Origin of the sequence: Flavobacterium lotistagni (assembly GCF_011392125.1) — a bacterium.
Lineage (GTDB): Bacteria > Bacteroidota > Bacteroidia > Flavobacteriales > Flavobacteriaceae > Flavobacterium > Flavobacterium lotistagni.
This window is the reverse complement of the sequence record NZ_JAAJBU010000005.1, coordinates 52594-76403: the sequence shown is the minus strand read 5'-3', so window position 1 is coordinate 76403 and position 23810 is coordinate 52594. Positions and strand designations below refer to the sequence as shown.

Here is a 23810-nt window from a genome sequence, read left to right as displayed (position 1 = left end):
ATTTATAACCGCAACGGGTCATATTTTTTAATTGATGCGAGTGAGGCACATTTTTTCTGGCGGATGCAGTACCATCGGGAATTTTTCAATTTTCACCGAACTGCTGTCAAGGCCAAACGCTTTTTCTTCAGACAAACTCAGTTTTTTGATGAAGAAGTAAGTGTTCATGATGATTTTCTCGTCCCAACGCATATCACTGTCATTGGACAGGAATTTTTCGGAAAGCACAAATTTAAAGTCGCCAATGATATTGTTTTTACTGAGCGATTCGTAACGGCTGGTTACATCTACTTCGCCTTTTTTTACCATATCGCGCAAGACTTCTTTGAACATCAGATTGATTTTCGTTGGTTCGCGGAAACCTAAGTTGAAATCGATTCGGAACACGTCGTCTTTAACAATTTCGGTGACTTTATATTCGGTTTTGTATGGCTCGCTGAGAATATTCACATGCACAAACCAATAAATATCGGCACGTTTGGGTCTTTTCTGCAAAATCGAATACATGACCTTTTCTTCGATCTCGTCAATCCGGCCTGCATTAGTCATATAAACCAAATGGGTGGCATATTTTGGGATAGATAAATCGACGCTAAGTTCGGCAAGTACTTTTTTATAGTCATCGATTTTGACGATTTTAGTGTACATCTTGCTGATTTTCTTGGCGCGGAACCAAGTAGCCATAATACCGATAAGGATACAGGCAATGAACAAAGTGACATATCCGCCATGGGTGAATTTCTTCAAGTTGGCGACCAAAAAGCTAAATTCAAGAACGACATAAACTAGGATAATAGGCGCGATAAAATACCAAGAAACCCTTTTGATAATCATGTAATAGTTCAGCAGCAAAGTAGTCATAATCATGCACAGCACGATAGCTAAGCCATAAGCGGCTTCCATGTTGCTTGATTCCTCGAAATGTAAAACAACCATGATACAACCAGCCAATAATAACCAATTGATTGACGGAATATAAAGCTGACCTTTCAATTCAGTGGGGTATTTGATTTTAACTTTCGGCCAGAAATTCAATCGCATGGCTTCGTTAATTAAAGTAAACGAGCCACTAATTAGGGCTTGAGATGCTATAATTGCTGCAATAGTCGCGATGACGATTCCAATTGGTTGGAACCAATCAGCCATAATCAGGTAAAATGGATTGCCATTCTTGCCACCCAACCCTAATAAAGTTTGACCTTCGTGTTGGATTAGGTAAGCGGCTTGTCCGAAGTAATTCAAAACGAGCGTGGTTTTGACAAAAATCCAACTGATACGAATGTTTTTTCTACCGCAATGCCCCATATCTGAGTACAGAGCTTCGGCTCCGGTTGTACAGAGAAAGACAAAACCCAACACATAAAACCCTTCCGGGTGAATTGTTAGCAAATGATAAGCATAATAAGGGTTGATGGCTTTGAATACCTCAGGATGATCAGCTATTTGAAGTATTCCTAGTACGCCTAACATGCCAAACCAAAGTAACATCAACGGAGCAAAAAACTTTCCAACGAGTTTGGTGCCAAATTGCTGAATGTAAAACAAGGCAAATAAAATTCCGATAACAATCGGTACTGTATTGATATCCGGATAAAAGGTACGAATTCCTTCTACTGCTGAAGAAACTGAAATCGGCGGTGTAATAATTCCATCGGCTAAAAGTGCGCTACCGCCAATAATTGCCGGAATAATGAGCCATCTTACTTTAGTTCTTTTGACCAGTGCATATAAGGCAAAAATTCCGCCTTCGCCGTGGTTGTCAGCACTTAAGGTAATTAGTACGTATTTGATGGTGGTTTGTAAAGTAAGCGTCCAAAAAATACAGGAAATTCCGCCGAGTACAACATCGGAACTAATGGCATGTGTTCCAATGATGGCCTTCATTACGTAGAGCGGGGAAGTACCAATATCGCCGTAAATAATCCCTAGTGTAATCAATAAACCTGCAAAGGTGAGTTTACTGTGAAGACCGTGATGTTGCGCGCTCATATAAAAAGCTTTTAAAAAAAGAGGACAAATTTACTATTATAAATACATATTTTTTACAAAACGGCATTTATTTTTAGCAAGGTCACAGTAACAGTATTTTTCTGAAATAAAAAAACACCGCATTGAGCAGTGTTTTAGAATTAGAATCTTGGATTATCTAACGGCTTCTTCGTTCGTTGTTTGAAGTTCTTTCGCCGCGTGGTGAATTTTCTCTACCGATGTTTCCAGAGTTGTAAACTCTTGAGGTGTGGCTTGTGGAATTTCCTGTTTCGAACTTCGGAGTTGAAATTCCTCTGGTACGCTCGCCGTTATTAGTTTGGTTATTGGTTCTGGTGTCGCGATCAGGTTTTTGCCTTCCGATTTGACTAGTTTCATATCTTGTATTTTGTTTGATTGGTTCTTGATTTCGAGTTCCGTATACTTCTGTTCTGGTGCTTAGTTTTATAGGTTCGTTGGTTCTCGTGCTTTGATAAGAACCCTCATTTCTGGTGCTTAGTTTTACAGGCTCGTTGGTTCTTGTATTTTGATAAGAACCTTCATTTCTAGGACTTTGTCTGATAGGGTCAAAATTCGCAGAATTGGTTCTTGTGCCAGAATGATTCTCAGTTCTTGTACTTTGTTTGATCGGGTCAGGATTTCTTCCTTTCGTTGTATTGGTATAAGCTACGTCGTTAGGATAACGCACGTTCTTAATTTGTCTGGTCTGATTCAACTCATAACTGTTCTTGACAGTATTGTTGCGGTAAGCGAAAGCTCTGGTTGGATAAGTTCTCTCACAATAGTTGGCTCTTAATGGCCGGTGTAAGGCATAAGCCCTAGTGCAGCTTCGTGTAGTTACGTAATTGTAATGGTTGTGAAAATTGATGTGGATATTAATGTGGTGGCGGTATCTAAAAACCGGAAACGGAGTCCAAGCGTAATAATAAGTTGGGTAATATCCCCAATACCAAGCCGAACAATACGGACGATAGCGCGGCACCCAAAAAGTATTGTATATCACAGGAACAGTTACATAAACGGGTTCGTAAATATAATTGTCTCCGTACATATAAACATCACCCACTACTTGAACTCGTACTTTATTGTTACGGTCTTTCTCTACTTCGATGGTAGCTACATCCTGAAAAAGATCTTTTCCTAAAACCGCTTGAACAATAATCAGGTGTGTATTTTTTTCAGCAGATTCAATGACTCTAAGATAATCTACCTGATTATCATCATTAAGGTCGAGATTCGAAAGCTGGGTTTGCGGATCGTTGAGTTGTCTTTCAAAATCTTCGAGATTCTTGGCCTGACCAAAAATAGAGGCAATGGCGCGAAGGTCAAGATTATCGCTGATTTCTGAACTCATGGCATTGACTGTGGTGCGATCTTGGGCGAAGATTCCGCAGGTCAGAAACAAAGTGCAAGCGAGAAAAATAGTTTTGGTTTTCATGACGGTGAGGTTTTGATTAATACTGCAACAATCGTAGTTGAGATGATTGTTTTGTTCGGAATTCCAATTACTGTGCCAGCGCTTTTTTTGTGAGGTTATAATTTTATGTTAATAGTCAGAATTGCTTGAATATACTTGCGTTAGCCAGAAAAAAAACCGCTGTTGATTGCGGTCTTTTAGTTTAATTAGTCTTTAAATTTGTTGCGATACTGTTGCAGTAGTTTCCGATTAAAGCCTTCTTCAGCTTTTTTGAGTTTGATGATTTTAATGGCCGGAATCACGCCTTTGAGGCTGGCGACGAATCTTTTTCTGAGCTGGTAAAGTTCTTCTTCATTATTTTCTATTTGGCTCAACATGGCGGTAGCTTCTTTGTCGGTTAGTTTGTTAATTTCCGTGCCGTCCATTCTGTCTAGATAGGCCCGTCTTTTTTCTTGTTTGAATTCTTTTTGCTTGTCGTCGAATGCGTTGTAAAGTGGCCAAAATTTAGCAGCTTCTTCTGAAGTGAGTTGTAATTCTTCGGTGATATACGCCACCTTAAGCGCTTTGATTTTTTCTTTTTGTTGTTTCATATGCCCTTGCGAAAATCCGAAAGTGCTGATTAAAAGTAAAAAAGGTAATATGATTTTATAGGTTTTCATCGGGTTGTTTCTTTAGTTAATTAAACAATCTTCTATGGTATTTACACCACTCAATGCTTCCTCAAGTTCGCGGTCTTCAAGTTTCATATCAACGCGGATTTTGGCTATTTCTTCATCGTCCATGAGCTCGACGATATCTTCATTACTAATTTCAGTATGGCGTACCAAGTAATTTTCTAAGGTGGTTGAATCGATTTCTACATTCGGTTGACTGAGGTAATTCGCCAACGGAATCCCGGTGGCAATTATCAGTACTGCGGCTGCGGCCCAAATCCAAGTTTTTTTGTTCGAATGCAAAGCAATCACCGGAGTAGGCTCATGATCAATTTTTTGCTGGATTTTCTCTTGCAGACCGTCAAAGTAACCATCAGGAATTTTAAAACCCGAGGTTATTTTGGGATGCTCATCAAGTTTAAATGTTTTCATGGTCGTATGACAAATTTAGCATAGTTGGGTTTAATGTCCGGTTATATAATTTTCAATCTTCTTTACCGCATGGTGGTAAGACGCTTTTAATGCTCCGGTAGAAGTGCCTAATATCTCCGACATATCTTCGTATTTAATTTCTTCGTAATACCGCATCTTGAAAACGAGTTGTTGTTTCTGCGGCAGCGTGGCTATGGCTTTTTGTAATTTGATCTGGATGTCGTTACCGTCAAAATACTGATCTGCTTTAAGGTTTTCAACCAATCTGCTTTGCAAATCCTGGCTTGTAATTTTGGTTTGTTTGTTTTTCCTGTTGATGAAAGTAATCGCTTCATTTGTTGCAATCCGATATACCCAAGAAAATAGTTTGCTTTCACCTTTGAAGTTTTGAAGGTGACGGAAAACTTTTACAAAAGTGTTTTGTAGAACATCGTCAGCATCGTCGTGATCGATTACAATATTGCGGATGTGACGGTATAATGGCTTCTGATAGTCGTTCAGGAGTTTCGCAAACGCGGCATTTTGCGTTTTCGGATCGAGCAATTGTGCTATGAATTCCTGTTCTTCCAAGTCAATTTTTTCGATTGGAGTCGATTTTTCACCAATGGTTTAATCGGGCGAGAAAATTTAAGGCGTATTGGTTTCCGGGCTTGTCGTTTCAACAGGTGCGGTTGTCGGGAGAGGAACCGATGTTGCTGCAGTGTTAACAAGTGCTGCCGGAGCTTGCGCTTTAATCGGAACGTAAATTTCAGTAACCCATTTCGATGGATTGGCCACCTGAACCATATTGGTGCTGTATATTTCCAATGCAGTGCCTCCAAGATTTTCGGTTAAGTAGTTTTTTTTAAGATAATCTCTAGTTTTGCTCCAAGCCTCACGGGTATGAGAATAATCGCCTATGAGCGTAGTTTTTACCGCTTGAAACGGATAAAGTAATCCCGAACTCATATCACTACCTTCACTAATATGAATTTCCTCTTTCACGGGAATACAAACCGACAAATTACTGACACCATTTACGGTATCATAGGTGTGATATATCACAAACGGGTGGCCTGTGGTAGTAATTTTGTTTTTTTCAGTAAAGCGAATCATCCTCGGAATCATAATCCGAAGATTGGAAGCAATTTTTTCAATTTTACTGTTAATAGATTGCTTCAGATAAAAAGTTCCTGTTTTCTTGACCAAACCATTAACTTTTATTTTGTATGTGTTAATTTCATAGGCCAAAGTTTTTTCTAGTTGGGCCAAAGTTTTTTGTTGATTGCTCTCATAAGTTTCTGATGCACCGCCTTTGAACAACGCATACATTTTATACTTAAAGCTCATCTTTCCTTTTGAACGCCATATAATTTTGGTGCCGCCAACGGTATCTTTAAACACCCAAGTTGAACTAGATTCAGCGCCACTTAAGTGTACTTTTTGACTAATCGATTGGCCATCTTGAATGGCTGTAGTCGTCATATCACCATCACCTTCGTTACTTTTCCAAGAATAAGAACCACCTTTACCAACGGTATTTCCCGGATAGAAAAATTGAGCACTTGGATCTTCTTTCTTCCATGAAACAAAGGTTTCCCAATTGCGATAATCGTTCACGAAATTGAAAAGGGTGGCTCTTGGAGATTTTATTACTGCCGAAGTCGTGACTTCAAAATTCCCGTCGAGTGTGGCTACATAAACTGTTGTAGCAAAAAGTGCGAGCAATAAAAGCAGGAAAAGATACTTTAGAATGGTCATAAATCTAGGTTTGGTGAACTTCGTAAAGTTAGAAATTAATATTCAAAATAAGACCATTTTATCAATGTGCCGATATTATTTAGCTGTCAAGTAGGTGAAACTATATTATATTTGTTTTGCATTTTTAAATCGAAACTAAAATACAACTATAATGAAACTATCACACTTCACCTGTTGGGCCACTACAGTTTGTTTTTCGCTGTTTTCACAGGCACAATCAGGAAAATCTACTTCACAAGATGATTTTGATTACATCGTTGAGCAATTTGCTGATATCCGTGTTTTGCGTTACCAGATTCCAGGCTGGGACAAACTTACGCTGAAAGAAAAGCTCTTGGTTTACTATCTTACCGAGGCAGGCAATTCCGGACGTGACATCATGTGGGATCAGCATTACAAACACAACCTCAAAATAAGAAAAGCCTTAGAAAAAATCTACACCAATTATAAAGGTGAAAAAGACGACCAATGGAAAGAGTTTCAGATTTACCTCAAGCGCGTATGGTTTTCCAACGGGATTCACCACCATTACGCCAGCGATAAAATCAAACCTACTTTTTCAAAAGATTATTTTAAAGGTTTGCTCAAGGCGACCAATACTTCACTCGATGCAAAAATTGTTGATATCTTGTTTAATGATGAAGATGCTAAAAAAGTCAACCTAGATGAATCGAAAGGGTTGTTGTCTGGTTCGGCGATTAATTTTTACGACAAAGGTATTTCGGTAAAAGAGGTTGAAGATTTCTATGCCAAAAAGAAAAGTCCGAATCCGGACCAACCTTATTCTTTCGGATTGAATTCTAAGCTTGTACGCAATGCGAATGGCCAACTCGAAGAAAAAGTATGGAGAAGTGGTGGTATGTATGGGCCTGCCATCGACAAAATCATTTATTGGCTAGAAAAAGCTAAAGAAGTGGCTGAAAATCAAAATCAAGCTGATGCCCTTGGGTTACTCATCCAGTATTACAAAACTGGCGATCTCAAAACGTGGGACGATTACAATATTGCTTGGTTGCAAGCCACTGAGGGCAATATCGATTACATCAATGGCTTTATCGAAGTATATAACGATCCGCTCGGATACCGTGGTTCTTATGAAGGCGTTGTTCAGATCAAAGATTTCGATATGTCGGCCAAGATGGAAGTTGTATCTAAAAATGCCCAGTGGTTTGAAGATCATTCTCCGCTGATGCCTCAACATAAAAAGAAAAATGTGGTTGGTGTTTCCTATAAAACAGTTACCGTTGCTGGCGAATCAGGCGATTCTTCTCCAAGTACGCCCATAGGTGTAAATCTTCCCAACGCAGATTGGATTCGTGCAGCCTATGGTTCAAAGTCAGTTTCATTGGGGAACATCATCGATTCCTATGCGAAATCAGGAGGTAAAGGAAAATTACTTGAATTCGCCAATGATTCAGAAGAAATTGCACTAGCAGAGAAGTATGGTGAACTTGGCGATAAATTGCACACTGCTTTACATGAAGTAGTTGGTCACGCTTCAGGGCAAATCAATCCAGGTGTGGGTACGCCTAAGGAAACTTTGAAAAGTTATGCTTCTACTTTAGAAGAAGGTCGCGCAGATTTGGTCGGACTTTACTATTTATACAATCCAAAATTGCAAGAGTTGGGCTTGGTCGATAATTGGCAAAATCTCGGAAAGGAAGCCTATGACAGTTACATCAGAAATGGTTTGATGACCCAGTTGGTTCGTTTAGAATTAGGAGCTGACCTAGAAGAAGCACACATGAGAAACCGCCAATGGGTGAGCGCTTGGGTTTTCGAAAAAGGCAAAAAAGACAACGTGATTGAGCAAGTTTCGCGCAACGGGAAAACCTATTTTAATATCAACGATTACGAGAAATTACATGTTTTGTTCGGAGATTTATTGCGTGAAGTGCAGCGCATCAAATCTGAAGGCGATTACAAGGCCGGAAAAAACCTAGTTGAAAATTATGGTGTGAAAGTCAATCAGCAATTGCACGCAGAAGTGCTACAAAGAAACAAGCAATTCACCACGCCGCCTTATAATGGTTTTGTCAATCCGATTTTGGAGCCACAAAAAGACATCAAAGGAAATATCATTGATATCAAGGTGAAGCAACCCATGTATTTTGCCGATCAAATGCTACAGTATTCCGAAAATTATAATTTCTTGCCCGACGAGAATTAATCCGCATATTCCTTTAAAAAGCGCTTTCTTCTTGAAGGCGTTTTTTTTTGGATAGTGTTAGCGTTTCATCACTACTTTAATCACAAAAAGTAAGACAACAAAAAGCAGAAAAGCGATTAGTACTTTATAGTTTCCTTTGTAGAATCGGTTGTGAATAGCGACGTCTTTTCGGTAAGAAAAGGTAATTACTATAACAAAGGCAATGAAAAACAAGACGGCAAAAACCAATTGTCCGGTTGAAAACATGATGATAATTTTTGTGACAAATGTAGTCAATCGGTGCTTTAAAGTTGGTATTTTGCAAGAGAATTAATTCCTTTAAATATGCAAAAACAACTTCAGGCCGTTACCGAATTTCATACAGCTTTCGAGATAGGTCACAGCGAAATTCCTAGAGCCGATTTGGGCGAAGTCAAAAACCTATTGCGGTTCAATTTGATGAAAGAAGAAAACGAAGAATATCTCGAAGCCGTTCAAAATAACGATTTGGTAGAAATTGCCGACGCTTTGGGCGATATGCTTTACATTCTCTGCGGCACCATCATCGAACACGGATTGCAACACAAGATTGAAGCTGTTTTTGATGAAATCCAGCGCAGCAATATGAGCAAACTCGGCGAAGACGGCAAACCTATTTATCGCGAAGACGGCAAAGTGATGAAAGGCCCGAATTATTTCAAACCCGATTTTTCTAAAATCATTTAAACTACTGCATAAAAAAACCGAGAATTTTGTTCTCGGTTTTTTATTTAGGTGTATGAAATTTATACTTTGACAGTCCAGCCAAAAGTATCTTCTGCCAATTTATACTGAATATTAGTTAGTTTTTCCTTGAGCTCTAATGCGATTGAATTTTCTTGTTTGGGCACTTCATAAAATTTTTCCTCGTAAGAAAAACCAGAAATCGGGTTGACCACCGCAGCGGTTCCGGCTCCAAAGATTTCTTTGAGGCTACCGTTTTGAGCTGCTTCTATAAGTTCAGAAACTAATACGGATCGTTCTTCCACTTTGATTCCGTCGCGTTGTGCTAGGGCAATCAAGCTTTTGCGCGTCACGCCATCGAGGATTCTTTCGCTAATCGGTGCGGTGTACAAAGTATCATTGATTCGGAAAAACACGTTCATTGTTCCGGCTTCTTCTAGTTTGGTATGTGTGGCATCATCGGTCCAGATGACTTGTTGAAAACCTTTATCATTAGCCAGCTTGGTCGGATAAAACTGCGCCGAATAATTACCAGCTGCTTTTGCGGCACCAATTCCACCGTTGGCTGCGCGGCTGTAATGGTCGGCTATCAGTACTTTCACTTCGCCAGAATAATAACTTTTCGCCGGTGATAGTATAATCATAAAGCGGTATTGTGTAGAAGGCGCTGCAATCACACCACTACCAATGGCAATCATAAATGGACGAATATACAAGGTGTTGCCTTTTCCTTTTTTGACCCAATTGCGTTCTAAATTGATGAGTTGGTGTAAACCGCTCATGAAAATATCTTCCGGAATTTCCGGCATTGCCATCCGCACCGCCGATTTATTCAAACGATTTAAATTCTGATCCGGACGAAACAACCAAACTTCATCTTGCTCAGTTTTATAAGCTTTCATTCCTTCAAAAATAGCTTGTCCGTAATGGAAAACTTTGGCCGAAGGATCAATCATAAAAGGCTCGTAAGGTTTAATTTGAGGTTTGTGCCATTGGCCTTCACGGAAATCGCAAACTAGCATGTGGTCGGTAAATACGCTTCCGAAAGCTAGGTTTTCAAAATCCACACTGTCAATTTTAGAAACAGGAACGGTAACTATATCGATTTCGTGAGTAAGATTTGAACTCATTTACTGCTTGTTTTTTGAGGTAAGTAATTGGATATGAACGCATAAAAATCGATATTTTACAGAATAAAATCCTCGGTTTTAATTTTGGCTAAAATAATAAAATTAAAGTGTTCAATACTATCAATAATCCGTTTATTTTTGTTTCGAAAATTCTAGCAAAATCCAAAAAACTCAATACATGAAAAAAATCATTTTATTGCTTTTGATTACAGTTTCAACGGCATACGCTCAAAACAAATCGACTAACAATCAGTATGCTTCTTTCGGAGCAAAAATTTCTAAAGAAGGCGCTATTTCCAAGGAAAAAATGGCAGCCAAATACGGCAAGCTAAAAAAAGGCGACTCGCTCAATGTGAAATTCACTTCTAAAATTGTCGATGTTTGTTCGAAAAAAGGTTGCTGGATGAACCTCGAACTAGGCAACGGGAAAACCGCTTTTGTTAAATTCAAGGACTATGCTTTCTTCATGCCACTGAATGCTGCAGGAAGCGAAGTTATTATAAGCGGTAAAGCATTTGTAGAAGTGGAAAGTGTAGCCGAATTACGCCATTATGCGCAAGATGCGGGAAAATCCAAAGCCGAAATCGAGAAAATCACCAAGCCTAAAACTTCTTATTCGTTCCTTGCAGACGGGGTTTTAATTAAAGAATAATGAAAAAAGTTTCGTTGTTATTGATTTGCTTGGTGGTATTGAGCTGTCATAAAAAGGAACCAAAACTGGAACCCAAAGTAAAGCCGGCATGTGAAAAGCCTAAGAGCCGTTTTAAGATGTATGAAATGTCAGAAATGGCCGCCTTGATGGAACAAATGTATGTCGATAACCAGCGCTTGAAAGAGCGAATCATTAAAAGCGATACTATCGGTAAGTTCCCGAAGCATTTTCTGAAAATACATACGGCTAAAATGACTGATGAGGCTGATAACGACGACTTTTTTAAAGAAAAAGCTGAAGCCTATATCAAGGCGCAGCAATTGATTTACAGCGATTCGGAAAATGTGAAGCAGCATTTCAACGATGGAGTAAAAGCTTGCATTACTTGTCATGAAGGCAAATGTGGTGGGCCTATTGCAAGAATCAAAAAGTTGTATATTCAATAATCATGAAGCGGGAAATCATCCAGACAGCCGATGGTTCTACCACGATATATTTACCCGACTGGAACGAAAATTACCATTCCAAACACGGTGCGATTCAAGAAGCCAATCATGTTTTCATTCAAAACGGATTGGTTTTATTTGCAGGAAAGCCGATTAGTATTCTTGAAATTGGCTTTGGTACTGGTCTAAACGCTTTTATTACTTTTTTAGAAGCTGCTAAACTTCAAATCCAAGTCGATTATATTGGCGTGGAAGCTTATCCGGTTTCTGAAGCCGAAATAGCTTCAATGAATTACGTTAACGAATTGAATGCCAGTCAGCAATCGGTTGTTTTTGAGAAAATGCACGCATCGCCTTGGAATGAAAAATGGTCATTGACCGATACTTTTTCGCTGACCAAAAGAAAACAATTCATTGATCAGATTGATGATGTATTAGCGTTCGATTTGATTTATTTTGATGCTTTCGGATTTCGTGTCCAACCAGAATTGTGGCGCACTGAAATTTTTTGCAAGATGTTCAAAGCCATGAAAAACAATGGTGTTTTAGTTACTTATGCCGCTAGGGGCGAGGTAAGAAGAAGTATGATTGAAGTTGGTTTTTCGGTTGAGAAACTGCCCGGCCCGCCAGGAAAAAGAGAAATGTTGCGTGCCACTAAAAAATTATGATTTTGCTTGTGTGAATTAACATTTTTCTGGGAAAACACTTTTATTTTTTTTAATTAAATTTGATTCTGACAGAGCAAATAAATCTATTACACCAACCAACCCAATGCACTTCAGGTTATGAGAAAATCGATGTATGTATACACCAAAAACATTCTCGAAAGAGTGAGTTTCGACCCAACACTTTTCTGTAAGGAACTTGACAAAGCTTTAAAAGTGCTTTTACCATACGAGATTGAACAACTCACAGAATGGCTATTGAGCTACACCGCCGAGAAGCCTGAGTTAAGGCAGTGTCTGATTTACGTTAACCGATAACAACTAAAAGAGCTTAAACGGCTCTTTTTTTATGGAACGATATCGTTATAGTAGTGTGAATTCTGTAAGATTTAATCCTTAATAAATTTCGATAAAGTGCATTTCGTCGATTTTTTAGGTATTTAATCGTTGTTTTTTTACCGTTTGTCTTGCAGCTTATGTTTTTTTCTTTTACTTTTACCCCACGTTCTTATTAAGATAACCCCTAAATCTTACCATTATGCCTAGAATGATCTACGACTACACCAAATCGGTGCTCGAAAGAGTGAGCTTCGATCCGGTTCTTTTTTGTAAAGAGCTCAGAAAAGCAATCAAAAATTTATTGCCTTACGAGTTAGAACAGCTGAAGAAATGGTTGACTAATTTTACCAGTGAAAAACCAGAATTACAACCATACATAAGTATCGTCAACGTGGCGGGTTAAATCCATTTGACGCAAAAACATTAAAAAGGAACTTTCGGGTTCCTTTATTTTTTGGTAATCGGACTAATGATTTCAACATTGTGGAAAACAATAGCGCCTTTTACAACTCCGGAAATGGTACTCCGCAAAGCATCAATAATATGGATTTTGAGTTCTGTTTTTGGAAAAATTAGACTGACTTCACGAGCCGGTTTTGGCTCTTTGAAATGCTTTAGTTTGAGTTTGTCGGCTTCTTTTAAATCTAGCGTATGCAAGTAAGGCAATAAAGTAATTCCTAAACCTTCATCTGCCAATTTAATAAGAGTTTCAAAACTACCGCTTTGCAGTTGAAAATGATTGCCTTCGGGTTTGACAGTATTTTTGCATAAATTTAAAATACCATCTCGGAAACAATGCCCGTCTTGCAGTAATAAAATTTCATCCAGATTCAAATCGCTTACTTCGATTTCAGACTTACTGTAATTATGGTGTGACTGTGGAATATAAGCCATGAACGGTTCAAAATACAGCACTACTTCCTTTATTTTTTCCTCCATAAGCGGGGTCGCGGCAATAGCGGCATCAAGATGTCCGTTGTTGAGTTTGGTAATAATTTCATCAGTATTGAGCTCTTCAATAATGAGTTTTACTTTCGGATATTTTTTGATAAAGTTGTTTAAAAACATCGGAAGTAGAGTGGGCATAATAGTCGGGATAATTCCCAAACGAAATTCGCCGCCGATAAATCCTTTCTGCTGCTCGACGATATCTTTTATCCGGTCAGCTTCATTGACAATATTCTTAGCTTGATTAACGATTTTCTGCCCAATTTCAGTGAGTTGGATAGGTTTTTTACTGCGGTCAAATATCAAAATATTGAGTTCTTCTTCTACCTTTTGAATTTGCATACTTAGGGTAGGTTGGGTGACAAAACATTTTTCGGCAGCCAGAGTGAAATTTTTATGTTCAGCCACAGCCAAAACATATTGAAGTTGGGTGATGGTCATTTTATAATCTGATTTGATGCAAATATAAACACTATCAATTTGCAGCAGAGTCTTGTTCGAAGAATATCTTTACTTTTGAAGTAAAATCCAATCCAATGAAAACAAATATTTTAGGGCTTCCATTGAAAGAAACTGAAATCATGGTAGCCGAGTTGAACTTACTTTTGGCCAATTTTCAAGTGTATTATCAAAACCTACGCGGATTGCATTGGAACATTCGCGGAAAAAATTTCTTCAATTTGCATCTGAAATTCGAAGAACTCTACAACGACAGCCAACTCAAAATTGATCTTATTGCAGAACGGGTACTTACTTTAGGCGGAATTCCACTTCATACTTTTGAGGATTACATCAAAAACAGCCAACTCCAAGTTGGTAAAAACATCCACACCGATACCGAAGCAATTCATTTAATAGTTGGTTCGCTGTCAAGTTTGTTAAAAATTGAACGTGTCATTTTGGAGCAATCTGGCAAAATCAATGATGAAGGCACTAATGCTATGATGAGTGATTTTATAGCCGAACAAGAAAAACTGATATGGATGATGCAGGCTTGGTTACAGGAATAATTCACATAAGTTCAACATAAATCAACCATTCTCTATAAAAGCAGGGAATGGTTTTTTATGGTTGTTAATTTTTGTTTAAATTTGGCTCGGCTTGTCAATTGGCTCACCTATAATTTTACATTTGCGCCATGAAGTGGATTGCTCAATTGTTTTTGATGGTTTTTGTTGCTTTTTTGGCGACACCAACTGTTGTGAGTTTAATCGAAAATAGTACTGATACTTCCTACTTTTACAGCACAGCCGAAGAAGAGCAGCCGCACAAAGAAGTTAAAGCCGATTTGCAAGATGGTTTTTTTTATACTTTGATTCTATTTCCTGAAACCAAATCCATCTCAATTCACGCAGAACACAATACAAGGCACGACAAAATTGCTTCTGCCATTTTCATTCCGCCACCTGAAGAAGTTTAATACCGCGAATTTTCTCGTAAAATTGAAGTCTTATTTTGCAGTAGGATTCAATTCTTGTATTCAACTTAATCAGGTATCATGACAAAAAAAATTAATATTTTCTCGAACCTTAAATCTGATTTTGCTTCAGGTTTGGTGGTTTTTTTAGTGGCGCTTCCTTTGTGTTTGGGTATTGCAATGGCTTCGGGAGCACCTTTATTTTCAGGCATTATTTCCGGTGTAATTGGCGGAATCGTTGTGGGTTATCTAAGTCAGTCACAACTCAGTGTAAGCGGACCGGCTGCTGGGCTAACCGCAATTGTGCTCACGGCAATTACAGACTTTGGTGCTTTCAACATCTTCTTAACTGCTGTATTTTTCGCAGGAATTATTCAACTTTTGTTAGGTTTGATTAAGGCTGGAAGTATCTCGAATTATTTCCCGACCAATGTTATTGAAGGAATGCTTGCCGGTATTGGCATCATTATTATCTTAAAGCAATTGCCTCATGCTTTTGGTTATGACAGTGACTTCGAAGGAGACGAATCCTTTATGCAGGAAGATGGTAGCAATACCTTTTCTGCATTGGCTGCTTTGCTCGATCATGTTCAATTGGGTTCTATTTTAATCACTGCTATTTCACTGATTATCCTCATTGCTTGGGACAAAATACCAGCACTCAAAAAACTCAAAGTAGTCCCAGGGGCTTTAGTTGCAGTTATACTCGGTGTGATTTTAAATGAAATTTTTATTGCCACTGGAAGTATATTTGAGATTCAAAAACAGCATTTGGTGGCGCTTCCGGTGCCTACTTCAGTAGAAGAATTCAAAGCGATTTTGGTTTTTCCGGATTTTACTGCGATAACCAATCCAAAGGTATGGGTAACCGCGCTAACTATTGCGATTGTGGCTTCTATCGAAACTTTGCTTTGCATTGAAGCGGCCGACCGGATGGATGCCATGAAGCGTTACACCGATACCAACGTCGAACTCAGAGCGCAAGGCATCGGAAATATGGTAAGTTCACTCTTAGGCGGATTGCCCATGACCTCTGTAGTGGTTCGTACTTCGGCCAATAATAATGCCGGAGCAAAATCTAAAATGTCTACCATAATTCACGGATTTTTGCTTTTACTGAGCGTGATTTTGATTCCAACCATCTTAAATAAAATCCCTTTAGCTACTTTGGCTGCTGTGTTGTTGATGGTGGGGTATAAGCTCGCTAAACCCGCTACTTTCAAGCATTTTTGGGAAAAAGGGAAATACCAGTTTGTGCCATTTATCGCTACATTGGTAGGTGTTGTCTTTACCGATCTTTTAAAAGGTGTTGCCTTGGGAATTGTTATCAGTATTATCTTCGTTTTGAAAGGGAATCTTAAACGCGCTTACAGTTTCCGAAAAGAAGCTTATGCTGATGGCGATATTATCCACATCGATTTAGCGCAAGAAGTTTCATTTCTGAACAAAGCCGCTATTAAATCGACCTTGAAGGCCATTCCTGAGAATTCTAAAGTGATTATCAATGCCCAAGATACGGTTTATATTGCCCATGATATTCTCGATTTGATCCGCGAATTCAAAACCACACGTGCCATTGACGAAAATATCAAAGTCAAACTCAAAGGATTCAAAAAGGCCTATCAGTTGCAAAACACCGACGAATCATTGAACAAAGTAACTATCGAACACGTTTATGACGTAGCCAAAAGAAAAATGGTGACCAAAGAGATTTTCCCTGATGAGATTTCAAATCCATCACAAAACAAGAATTAATTAATTACATTTAGTAACTCTAAAAACTTATAGCATGAGCAGTGATTTCTATAAAAAAATACTAGACAATAATAAAGAATGGGTCGAGAAATCGTTGTCTCAAGATCCGAATTATTTTCAGCATTTAGCCAAAGGGCAAACTCCGCCATTACTTTGGATTGGTTGTTCAGACAGTCGCGTTCCGGCCAACGAAATTATTGGAGCTAAACCGGGTGAGGTTTTTGTGCACAGAAATATCGCCAACATGGTGATTCATTCCGATATGAATATGCTCAGCGTACTGGATTATGCGGTGAATGTACTCAAAGTAAAACACGTTATTGTTTGCGGGCATTATGGTTGTGGTGGTGTGAAAGCAGCAATGGGTAATGATTCTATTGGTTTGATTGACAACTGGATTCGCCACATTAAAGATGTTTATCGTTTGCATCAAGACTATTTGGATACGATTCAAAACGAGGAAGAACGCTTCAATAAATTCGTTGAAATCAATGTCAAAGAACAAGTATTCGATTTGGCCAAAACTTCTATTGTTCAAGGCGCCTGGAGAACCGGTCAAGACTTAACCTTACACGGTTGGGCTTACGGTCTGAATTCAGGTTTTGTTACCGATCTTGAAGTAAATATTAGTTCGGAAAAAGATCTGGATGAAGTATACCAATTGAAATTCTAAAAAAATAGTCGCTCTCGGGTGGCTTTTTTATTGGTCTTCCAAATTCTCATTAAATGAAGAAGGTAGCAATTGCGGAATAAACTTAATTAGAATCGGCAAGAGCAAACTTCCGCCGGGAATTAAAAATATAGTCAAAGACGGCACTGTTTTACAAATGTCGAGCAACTGTTTCTTGACTTTCTTTTTTTCTTCTTTGTCTAAATCGCGTTGGGTAGAGTGGGCCAGTAATACCATCAATTCACGACTTTGCGATATTTCTTTGGCCAGCCTTTTTTGGTTGCGTTTGATTAGTGTGATGACCAGTTGTGTGGTTTGGTCGTAGAAATGCTTGACCGGATTAGAATAGTTGAAATATGGAATTTCTTTTTGGTATTTGGTGATGAATTCATTGGTGTCGGCGATACTTTGGTTTACAAAATCATCGGGAACGCGCATTTTTTCTGCGAGCGAATACAAGAAATAGGCTTCGTCGTTTTCAACTTTTCCATCGCTCCACATGGCTAGTCCGGCCATATCAATTAAATAATACCGTTCGAGCGGATTCTCAAAATACTGTAATTCCAAGGTATCGAGGTTGCGAATATTCACCGTCGAGAATTTACTATAGCGCACCGAAGCTTCAAAAAGTTTGACCAGCAAATCATCGTGTTGCGATTTATTGGATTTCGTTCGCAGTGCCAAAGCCACAATACTCACAATTGTTTCTTCAAGTTTCTTCAGGTATTTCTCCGGAATTTTTCCTTCGAGTAGATAATGCTGAAAAGCCAAAACATCTACAAACAGCAGCGCATTGGTTACGATATGCGAAAAGTTTTTACTGATGATATTGTCGTTGGTTTGAACGCGATCGTCGATGATGTTTTCTAAATTCAATGCTGTTGAACTACTCGGTAACACTTTCTTAAAGAAGTTAAAACCTTGCGGATTCATTTCGTTGTAAAAAGCTACTGCACGATTCAAAAAAATATCTGCGGTATTATCACTGGAAGTAATTTTAAAAATCTGATACAAAGCATTGAGCAGAGCGGCTTTAGAAACTTCATCATTGAGCCAACCGGTATGATTGGTTTTGCTTTGCGTTGAATAAGAAATAATGTGTCCGTAAATAAAACCTGTTTGCCGAATTTTCTCGTAGAACCGCTCGACCGTATCTGTTTCAGACGGTTTTGCAGCCTTTTGCTCTACAAAAAATTTCTCAATCCAGCCGTGTGCCGAGGGGTTAATCATCGCTTGGTTTTACGCTGCAAAGCTATACTTTTTTAGACATTTGGAACCCAAATACCATTTATTTTAACGTTCAAACGATTCATCATTTCTCTATGGAAATCGCCTTTCTAAATCGCCTTTTATAATGGCCAATAGCGATGGTTGAAGCGATAAGAAATGGAAGGGTCGAGAGAACGATTTTGATGTTAACAGCCAAAATGCCCACAAGAAATATAAAGTAAATCAAAATAGCTAAACCAGAAATCCCTATAATTACTAGTACTTTATTGGTTTTTTCTAGCGTCAGATTGATAAGTAATGATAATTGGCTCAGCATCGGAATAATGGTTAGCGGATGCAAAACAGCCATAGGATTGATAAACAACTTATTCAGAATTTCTTTCTCGGCTTGAAATAGAAAGCAATGTTGGTTGGTTCCCCATTCTAAATATACCATGAACGAAGTCAAAATCACCAGAATATCAGGCCATTTATTTTTCATATTAAGTTAACCACTAAGGTCTAGACTTGATATTTTGCTCGCAATACTTTATGATTTCTGCAATTCTATTGGCTCTGGTTTCTGGTCTTTTGGCTTGGTTGAGCCAATACAGATAACTTTTCCGATAGGTTTTGCTGAAATGATGAAAATGCTCGGACGCTTTTGCATTGGCGTTGAAGGCTTTTTGCAAATCTTCAGGAACGACAAGTGCTTCCACCTGATCGAGTGTTTCCCAAGAGCCATTTTCCTTTGCGATTTCGATTTTTCGCAAACCACTTTCGTGCATCAGGTTCTCGGCGATGAGTTTCTCGATGTAAGTTTTGTTGAGTTTACTCCAGACACTTTTGTCTTTTCTTGGGGTGAAGGTTTGTTTGCGGCGATGTGCATCTAATTTGCGCACCGTCGAATCAATCCAGCCGTAACAAATGGCTACTTGCACGGCTTCTTCCCAACGCATACTTTCAAATTCACTTTCTACACGATAAAAAACCAGCTCAACACCATTAGATTTATGGTGATTTTCATGCAACCATTCGCGCCATTGTTGGGCGTTTTTAAAGTAATGGAGTTCCTTTTCCAAACCGATAAAATTTATTGAATAATAGCAGAACAAGCCAATCTTGCGCCTGCATTTCCGGTAGGTTGCGTGGTAAAATCGTCGCTGCCTTGGTGCACGATTAGCCCTTTTCCGAGGATGTCTTTAGCGGGGTCGCCGCAGCCAATACACCATTGGTCAGTGGTTAATGAAATTGTGCCTTTTCCGCTGGCATCAGCAGTGAAATTCCCGATATCGCCTTTATGGTATTCGCCCATGTCCCATTTGCCGTGTTTTTTGAAAGTAGGATTCCAATGGCCGCCGGCAGAACTACCATCAGCAGCAGAACAATCTGATTTCTCGTGGATGTGAATGGCATGCGGTCCGGGTTGTAGCCCAGAAACAGTGGCCGAAAAAGTGACTGATCCTTTTTTTTCAACGAATGAAGCTGTTCCGGTTACTTGGCTGTTGCTTTTAGATTCAAAAGTAAGAATGAGTTTTTTGGTATCAGCCGAATTGCTGTTGGTTTTACAACCGAAAATTAAGGCAGCACAAACCGCACAAAAGAGCAGTATTTTTTTCATGGTTAGTGTTTCTTTCAAAGATAAGCAAAATCGCTCTTGTCAAGTTTTTAATTTAATTTCTCATAGACAAAACTAAATCTAGCGATTCACGGTGAAATTTAGGCTACCGTATCTGCCAAACGCTGGTGTAGTAGGAAAACTTCAATACAATACCAACTGCGGTCATTTATTATTTAGATTTCTCGCCCACGAAATAATCATTTTGCGATTTGAAAAGCACGTTAAATGTAGTCAAGCTTCCGTAAATTCTGGTGATGTATTGCTGCAATTCGACTTTTTCAATTTCCTCGAGATTGCTCGCGTTGATTTTTTGTTCCATCACGCGCAAACGGTCGCGCAGCATGACGATTTTGTGGAAAAACGTATCGATTGGAACATCTTTGGAAGCCAAACCTGCTCTTCCCGGCTCAAGAATCATTTTACCGCCTTTCCATTTGTCATCAATAGGCACTGGTTCGCCGAGGCCGTTCCATTTTTTGAGAATAGACAAAAGACTTTGTTCAACGTCGTAAAAGCTCACGGTATCCACCTCGTTTTCGGCTGCGTCAATGACTTCGAATTCGCTGTCAATGGCTATGGTTTCTAGTCCGTTTTCAATAAAAGTGACCCAATATTCTTTTGTAGAAACATTAGTAACAACACCTTTTCCGTATTCAGGATGTTGGATTCTCGAGCCGATGCCTAGTAATTTCATGTGAATGGATTTTTCGTAATTAGCTGCCACGAAAATAGCGGTTTTTTGAAAATAAAAAAATGCAGGGAAACACTTATTGTCTTTTTATCTCGCTAGTTCGCTGATTAATCAAAACAAAAAGCCGATCGAAATTGACCGGCCTTTCAACAAATTAAATAACTAAATAAAGATTAAAAACAGTATTGGTTTTCGGCCACGAGTTTGGTGGTAATCACTTCCCGCAACGCTACAATATTGGGCATGTTGGTATACTTTGTAAACCGTCTTAAACCCATCAGCATCATGCGTTGTTCGTCGCCTTCAGCAAATGAAATAATGCTTTCTTTGCCTTTTTGGGTGATGATATCCACAGCCTTGTAAAGGTATAATTTGGCCATGGCTATTTGTTCTTTTACGGTTTCTTCACCTTCTTTTTTAGCGAGTTTCTCGGTGCGTAAAATAGTCGACTCGGCCATGTAAATTTCAATCAAGATATCGGCCGCCGCGGTAAGTAATTGCTGATGTGCATCGAGATCAGGACCATACTTTTGTACGGCTCCACCGGCTACCATCAGGAACGCTTTTTTCAATTTGCCAATCATTTCTTTTTCTTCGGAAAACAACTCCGAGTAATCCGGCGTATCGAATGAAGGAATCCCCATTAATTCTTCCTGCACTTTTGTGGCCGGTCCGAGCAAATCCACGTGGCCTTTGAATGCTTTTTTGATTAACATTCCGACAGATAACATGCGGTTGATTTCGTTGGTTCCTTCGTAGATTCTAGAGATACGGGCGTCACGCCAAGCACTTTCCATCGGTGTATCTTCCGAGAATCCCATACCACCAAGGATTTGAATACCTTCGTCGGCACAATTCTGTACATCTTCTGAAACTGCTACTTTCAAGATAGAACACTCAATAGCAAATTCTTCGACGCCTTTGAGCTCAGCTTCCTGATGGGATGCGCCTTCTTGTTCACGCAATTGAATTCGGGTTTCAATATCTTTTGCGGCGCGATAGGTAGCACTTTCACCTGCATAAGCTGAGGTTGCCATTTCAGCAAGTTTATAACGAATCGCCCCGAATTGGGAAATTGCAGTGTTGAACTGTACTCGTTCGTTGGCATAATGAATCGCATTGGTGGTTACGCGACGTTGTGCATCGAGGCAAGCCGCAGCGAGTTTAATTCTTCCTACGTTCAAGGCATTCATCGCAATCTTGAAACCGTTGCCTCTTTCGGAAAGCATATTCTCAACCGGAACCTTGGTTTCATTAAAGAAAACCTGGCGTGTCGAAGAAGCGCGAATGCCTAGTTTGTGTTCTTCTTCGTTCATCGAAATACCATTGTTTGGCTCGTTCTCAACGATGAATCCGGTGATGTTTTTATCGTCTTCGATTCGAGCAAAAACAATAAAAAGCGAGCAGAATCCGGCGTTGGAAATCCACATTTTTTGCCCGGTGATACTGTAATATTTGCCGTCTTCGCTCAACACGGCTTTGGTTTTTCCTGAATTTGCGTCTGAGCCTGCGCCCGGTTCGGTCAAACAATAAGCGCCAAACCATTCGCCCGAAGCCAGCTTGGGAACGTATTTTTGTTTTTGTTCTTCAGTGCCGTAAAGTGTAATTGGCATGGTTCCAATTCCGGTGTGCGCACCGAAAGCAGTCGAGAAAGACCCGGTGGCTCCCGAGATATAATCGCAAACCAAACAAGTATCGACGAAACCCATTCCCATTCCGCCGTAGGCTTCTGGGACAGCTACACTCAAAAAACCCATTTCGCCTGCTTTTTTCATGCATTCTACTGTAAAAGCGTAATCTTTGTTTTCGAACCGGTTTTTGTTCGGCCAGATTTCCTTATCGACAAATTCCTTGACCGAATCGCGCATCATTTTTTGTTCTTCTGAAAAATCTTCAGGTGTAAATACATTCTCGCATGGGGTTTCCTTGACTAGGAATTGGCCGCCTCTTGTGATTTCCATTTTGCTATTTTTTTAATTTGTAGATTAAAGTAACTCATAAATTCCTGCGCTTCCTTGCCCGGTTCCGACGCACATCGAAACCATGCCGTATTTGCTGCTGCGGCGTTTCATTTCATCAAACAATTGCACCGACAATTTGGCGCCGGTACAACCCAGCGGATGTCCTAAGGCAATAGCGCCTCCGTTAACGTTGACGATTTCAGGGTTCAAGCCCAACTCGCGAATTACGGCTAAAGATTGTGAGGCAAAAGCTTCGTTGAGTTCAATCAGGTCGATGTCTTTTAACTGTAAACCAGCCTGTTTAAGTGCTTTCGGAATGGCTTTTACCGGCCCGATTCCCATGATTCTAGGTTCAACTCCAGCCGAGGCAAAATTGACCAAACGTGCAATAGGAGTGAGGTTGAATTCTTTGACCATTTCTTCCGACATGACTAGCACGAAAGCCGCACCGTCGCTCATTTGCGAAGAATTTCCTGCGGTGACACTACCGTCGGCGGCAAAAACCGGTTTTAAATTTCCTAAAGCGGCTAAATTCGTATCCGCTCTTGGCCCTTCATCTTTGCTTACAGTATAAGTTTTGGTTTCCTTTTTACCCTGCTCATTGATGAATGTTTGTTCTACCGTGATGGGTACAATCTGTTGGTCAAACTTGTTTTCGGCCTGAGCTTTCAATGCTTTTTGGTGCGATTGGAAGGCAAACTCATCTTGGTCAGCACGTGAAATATTGTATTGTTTGGCCACAGCTTCCGCCGTAAGGCCCATGCCCCAGTAGTAATCTTCATGGCCTTCTTTAGTGATTTGGTAATCCGGCGTGGGTTTGTAGCCGCCCATCGGAATAAAACTCATACTTTCAGCACCGCCGGCAATGATGCAATCTGCCATTCCGGATTGGATTTTAGCTGTAGCCATTCCGATAGTTTCAAGACCTGATGCACAATATCGGTTTACCGTTACGCCTGGCACATCGACAATATTCAATCCCATGAGCGAGATCAACCGGCCGACATTCAAGCCTTGCTCGGCTTCCGGCATTGCGTTTCCGACCATTACGTCATCTATTCGTTTTTTGTCGAAATCAGGCAATTGAGCCATCATGTATTCGATGGTTTCTGCCGCTAGTTCATCTGGGCGCTTAAAACGGAAAACACCTTTGGGCGCTTTGCCTACGGCGGTTCTGTATGCTTTGACTATATAGGCTGTTTTCAT

At 39.6% G+C, this 23810-nt stretch carries 27 protein-coding genes; 11 read left to right on the top strand and 16 right to left on the bottom strand.

All coding sequences use genetic code 11. The features are described from left to right. Positions 1 to 27: 27 nt before the first annotated feature. The 6 genes from G4D82_RS07510 to G4D82_RS07485 form a co-directional block, all read right to left on the bottom strand. Positions 28 to 1989, bottom strand: coding sequence for a KUP/HAK/KT family potassium transporter (locus tag G4D82_RS07510; RefSeq protein WP_166336196.1), 1962 nt, complete (start codon positions 1987 to 1989; stop codon positions 28 to 30). A 157-nt stretch (positions 1990 to 2146) separates the two neighbouring features. Then, the gene (locus G4D82_RS07505; protein ID WP_207788140.1) at positions 2147 to 3424 is read right to left on the bottom strand and encodes a hypothetical protein; all 1278 of its coding nucleotides are present in this window, start codon (positions 3422 to 3424) and stop codon (positions 2147 to 2149) included. A 185-nt stretch (positions 3425 to 3609) separates the two neighbouring features. After that, entirely contained in the window at positions 3610 to 4062 is a 453-nt protein-coding gene (locus G4D82_RS07500) for a sensor of ECF-type sigma factor (protein ID WP_166336194.1), read from the bottom strand. 12 nt (positions 4063 to 4074) lie between these two features. Beyond that, a complete protein-coding gene (locus G4D82_RS07495) occupies positions 4075 to 4488 on the bottom strand; it encodes a hypothetical protein (RefSeq protein ID WP_166336192.1) in 414 nt (137 codons plus the stop codon). A 30-nt stretch (positions 4489 to 4518) separates the two neighbouring features. After that, entirely contained in the window at positions 4519 to 5058 is a 540-nt protein-coding gene (locus G4D82_RS07490) for an RNA polymerase sigma factor (protein WP_166336190.1), read from the bottom strand. A gap of 57 nt (positions 5059 to 5115) precedes the next feature. Continuing rightward, positions 5116 to 6228 (bottom strand): SRPBCC family protein, encoded by a 1113-nt coding sequence (locus G4D82_RS07485; protein WP_166336188.1) that lies wholly within the window; start codon positions 6226 to 6228, stop codon positions 5116 to 5118. Between the two features lie 151 nt (positions 6229 to 6379). On the opposite strand from G4D82_RS07485, the gene G4D82_RS07480 reads away from it, so the two are divergent. Continuing rightward, on the top strand, positions 6380 to 8398 hold the full coding sequence (locus G4D82_RS07480) for a dipeptidyl-peptidase 3 family protein (RefSeq protein WP_166336185.1): 2019 nt from the start codon (positions 6380 to 6382) through the stop codon (positions 8396 to 8398). Between the two features lie 57 nt (positions 8399 to 8455). Here G4D82_RS07480 and G4D82_RS07475 read toward each other — a convergent pair whose 3' ends face one another. After that, entirely contained in the window at positions 8456 to 8644 is a 189-nt protein-coding gene (locus tag G4D82_RS07475; RefSeq protein WP_166336183.1) for a hypothetical protein, read from the bottom strand. Positions 8645 to 8722: 78 nt separating this feature from the next. Here G4D82_RS07475 and G4D82_RS07470 point away from each other — a divergent pair, with 78 nt between their 5' ends. Next, positions 8723 to 9103: a pyrophosphohydrolase domain-containing protein gene (locus tag G4D82_RS07470; protein ID WP_166336181.1), complete on the top strand. Its 381-nt coding sequence runs from the start codon at positions 8723 to 8725 to the stop codon at positions 9101 to 9103. Between the two features lie 59 nt (positions 9104 to 9162). Here the strand turns inward: G4D82_RS07470 and G4D82_RS07465 are convergent, their stop codons facing one another. Continuing rightward, entirely contained in the window at positions 9163 to 10230 is a 1068-nt protein-coding gene (locus tag G4D82_RS07465) for a branched-chain amino acid aminotransferase (protein WP_166336179.1), read from the bottom strand. 178 nt (positions 10231 to 10408) lie between these two features. Here G4D82_RS07465 and G4D82_RS07460 point away from each other — a divergent pair, with 178 nt between their 5' ends. From G4D82_RS07460 to G4D82_RS07440, 5 genes are all read left to right on the top strand, one after another. After that, a complete protein-coding gene (locus G4D82_RS07460; protein ID WP_166336177.1) occupies positions 10409 to 10882 on the top strand; it encodes a DUF4920 domain-containing protein in 474 nt (157 codons plus the stop codon). Further along, positions 10882 to 11328 carry a hypothetical protein gene (locus G4D82_RS07455; RefSeq protein ID WP_166336175.1) on the top strand — a complete coding sequence of 149 codons (447 nt, stop codon included), beginning with the start codon at positions 10882 to 10884 and terminating at the stop codon, positions 11326 to 11328. The genes G4D82_RS07460 and G4D82_RS07455 overlap by 1 nt, the downstream gene beginning before the upstream one ends. Positions 11329 to 11330: 2 nt before the next feature. Further along, positions 11331 to 11996 carry a tRNA (5-methylaminomethyl-2-thiouridine)(34)-methyltransferase MnmD gene (gene mnmD, locus G4D82_RS07450; protein WP_166336173.1) on the top strand — a complete coding sequence of 222 codons (666 nt, stop codon included), beginning with the start codon at positions 11331 to 11333 and terminating at the stop codon, positions 11994 to 11996. 117 nt (positions 11997 to 12113) lie between these two features. Continuing rightward, complete coding sequence (locus G4D82_RS07445) at positions 12114 to 12311, top strand: hypothetical protein (RefSeq protein WP_166336171.1); 198 nt, start codon at positions 12114 to 12116, stop codon at positions 12309 to 12311. 220 nt (positions 12312 to 12531) lie between these two features. Beyond that, positions 12532 to 12735 carry a hypothetical protein gene (locus tag G4D82_RS07440; RefSeq protein WP_166336169.1) on the top strand — a complete coding sequence of 68 codons (204 nt, stop codon included), beginning with the start codon at positions 12532 to 12534 and terminating at the stop codon, positions 12733 to 12735. Between the two features lie 44 nt (positions 12736 to 12779). Here the strand turns inward: G4D82_RS07440 and G4D82_RS07435 are convergent, their stop codons facing one another. Next, the gene (locus G4D82_RS07435) at positions 12780 to 13721 is read right to left on the bottom strand and encodes a LysR substrate-binding domain-containing protein (protein WP_166336167.1); all 942 of its coding nucleotides are present in this window, start codon (positions 13719 to 13721) and stop codon (positions 12780 to 12782) included. A gap of 95 nt (positions 13722 to 13816) precedes the next feature. On the opposite strand from G4D82_RS07435, the gene G4D82_RS07430 reads away from it, so the two are divergent. The 4 genes from G4D82_RS07430 to can all read left to right on the top strand — a co-directional run bounded on the left by G4D82_RS07430 (position 13817) and on the right by can (position 17125). After that, positions 13817 to 14290, top strand: a complete 474-nt coding sequence (locus G4D82_RS07430; protein ID WP_166336165.1) for a Dps family protein — start codon at positions 13817 to 13819, stop codon at positions 14288 to 14290. A gap of 128 nt (positions 14291 to 14418) precedes the next feature. Continuing rightward, positions 14419 to 14700: a hypothetical protein gene (locus G4D82_RS07425; protein ID WP_166336163.1), complete on the top strand. Its 282-nt coding sequence runs from the start codon at positions 14419 to 14421 to the stop codon at positions 14698 to 14700. Between the two features lie 78 nt (positions 14701 to 14778). Then, complete coding sequence (locus G4D82_RS07420) at positions 14779 to 16452, top strand: SulP family inorganic anion transporter (RefSeq protein ID WP_166336161.1); 1674 nt, start codon at positions 14779 to 14781, stop codon at positions 16450 to 16452. 34 nt (positions 16453 to 16486) lie between these two features. Then, a complete protein-coding gene (gene can, locus G4D82_RS07415) occupies positions 16487 to 17125 on the top strand; it encodes a carbonate dehydratase (protein ID WP_166336159.1) in 639 nt (212 codons plus the stop codon). 27 nt (positions 17126 to 17152) lie between these two features. Here the strand turns inward: can and G4D82_RS07410 are convergent, their stop codons facing one another. From G4D82_RS07410 to G4D82_RS07380, 7 genes are all read right to left on the bottom strand, one after another. Next, positions 17153 to 18352 (bottom strand): LETM1-related biofilm-associated protein, encoded by a 1200-nt coding sequence (locus tag G4D82_RS07410; RefSeq protein ID WP_166336157.1) that lies wholly within the window; start codon positions 18350 to 18352, stop codon positions 17153 to 17155. 82 nt (positions 18353 to 18434) lie between these two features. Then, on the bottom strand, positions 18435 to 18833 hold the full coding sequence (locus G4D82_RS07405; RefSeq protein WP_166336155.1) for a hypothetical protein: 399 nt from the start codon (positions 18831 to 18833) through the stop codon (positions 18435 to 18437). Positions 18834 to 18846: 13 nt separating this feature from the next. Beyond that, on the bottom strand, positions 18847 to 19413 hold the full coding sequence (locus G4D82_RS07400; RefSeq protein ID WP_207788139.1) for a YdeI/OmpD-associated family protein: 567 nt from the start codon (positions 19411 to 19413) through the stop codon (positions 18847 to 18849). 11 nt (positions 19414 to 19424) lie between these two features. Next, on the bottom strand, positions 19425 to 19952 hold the full coding sequence (locus G4D82_RS07395) for a superoxide dismutase family protein (RefSeq protein WP_166336153.1): 528 nt from the start codon (positions 19950 to 19952) through the stop codon (positions 19425 to 19427). Positions 19953 to 20121: 169 nt separating this feature from the next. After that, positions 20122 to 20646: a hypothetical protein gene (locus tag G4D82_RS07390; RefSeq protein ID WP_166336151.1), complete on the bottom strand. Its 525-nt coding sequence runs from the start codon at positions 20644 to 20646 to the stop codon at positions 20122 to 20124. A gap of 170 nt (positions 20647 to 20816) precedes the next feature. Next, on the bottom strand, positions 20817 to 22604 hold the full coding sequence (locus G4D82_RS07385; RefSeq protein WP_166336149.1) for an acyl-CoA dehydrogenase family protein: 1788 nt from the start codon (positions 22602 to 22604) through the stop codon (positions 20817 to 20819). Between the two features lie 24 nt (positions 22605 to 22628). Continuing rightward, positions 22629 to 23810, bottom strand: coding sequence for an acetyl-CoA C-acyltransferase (locus G4D82_RS07380; protein WP_166336147.1), 1182 nt, complete (start codon positions 23808 to 23810; stop codon positions 22629 to 22631).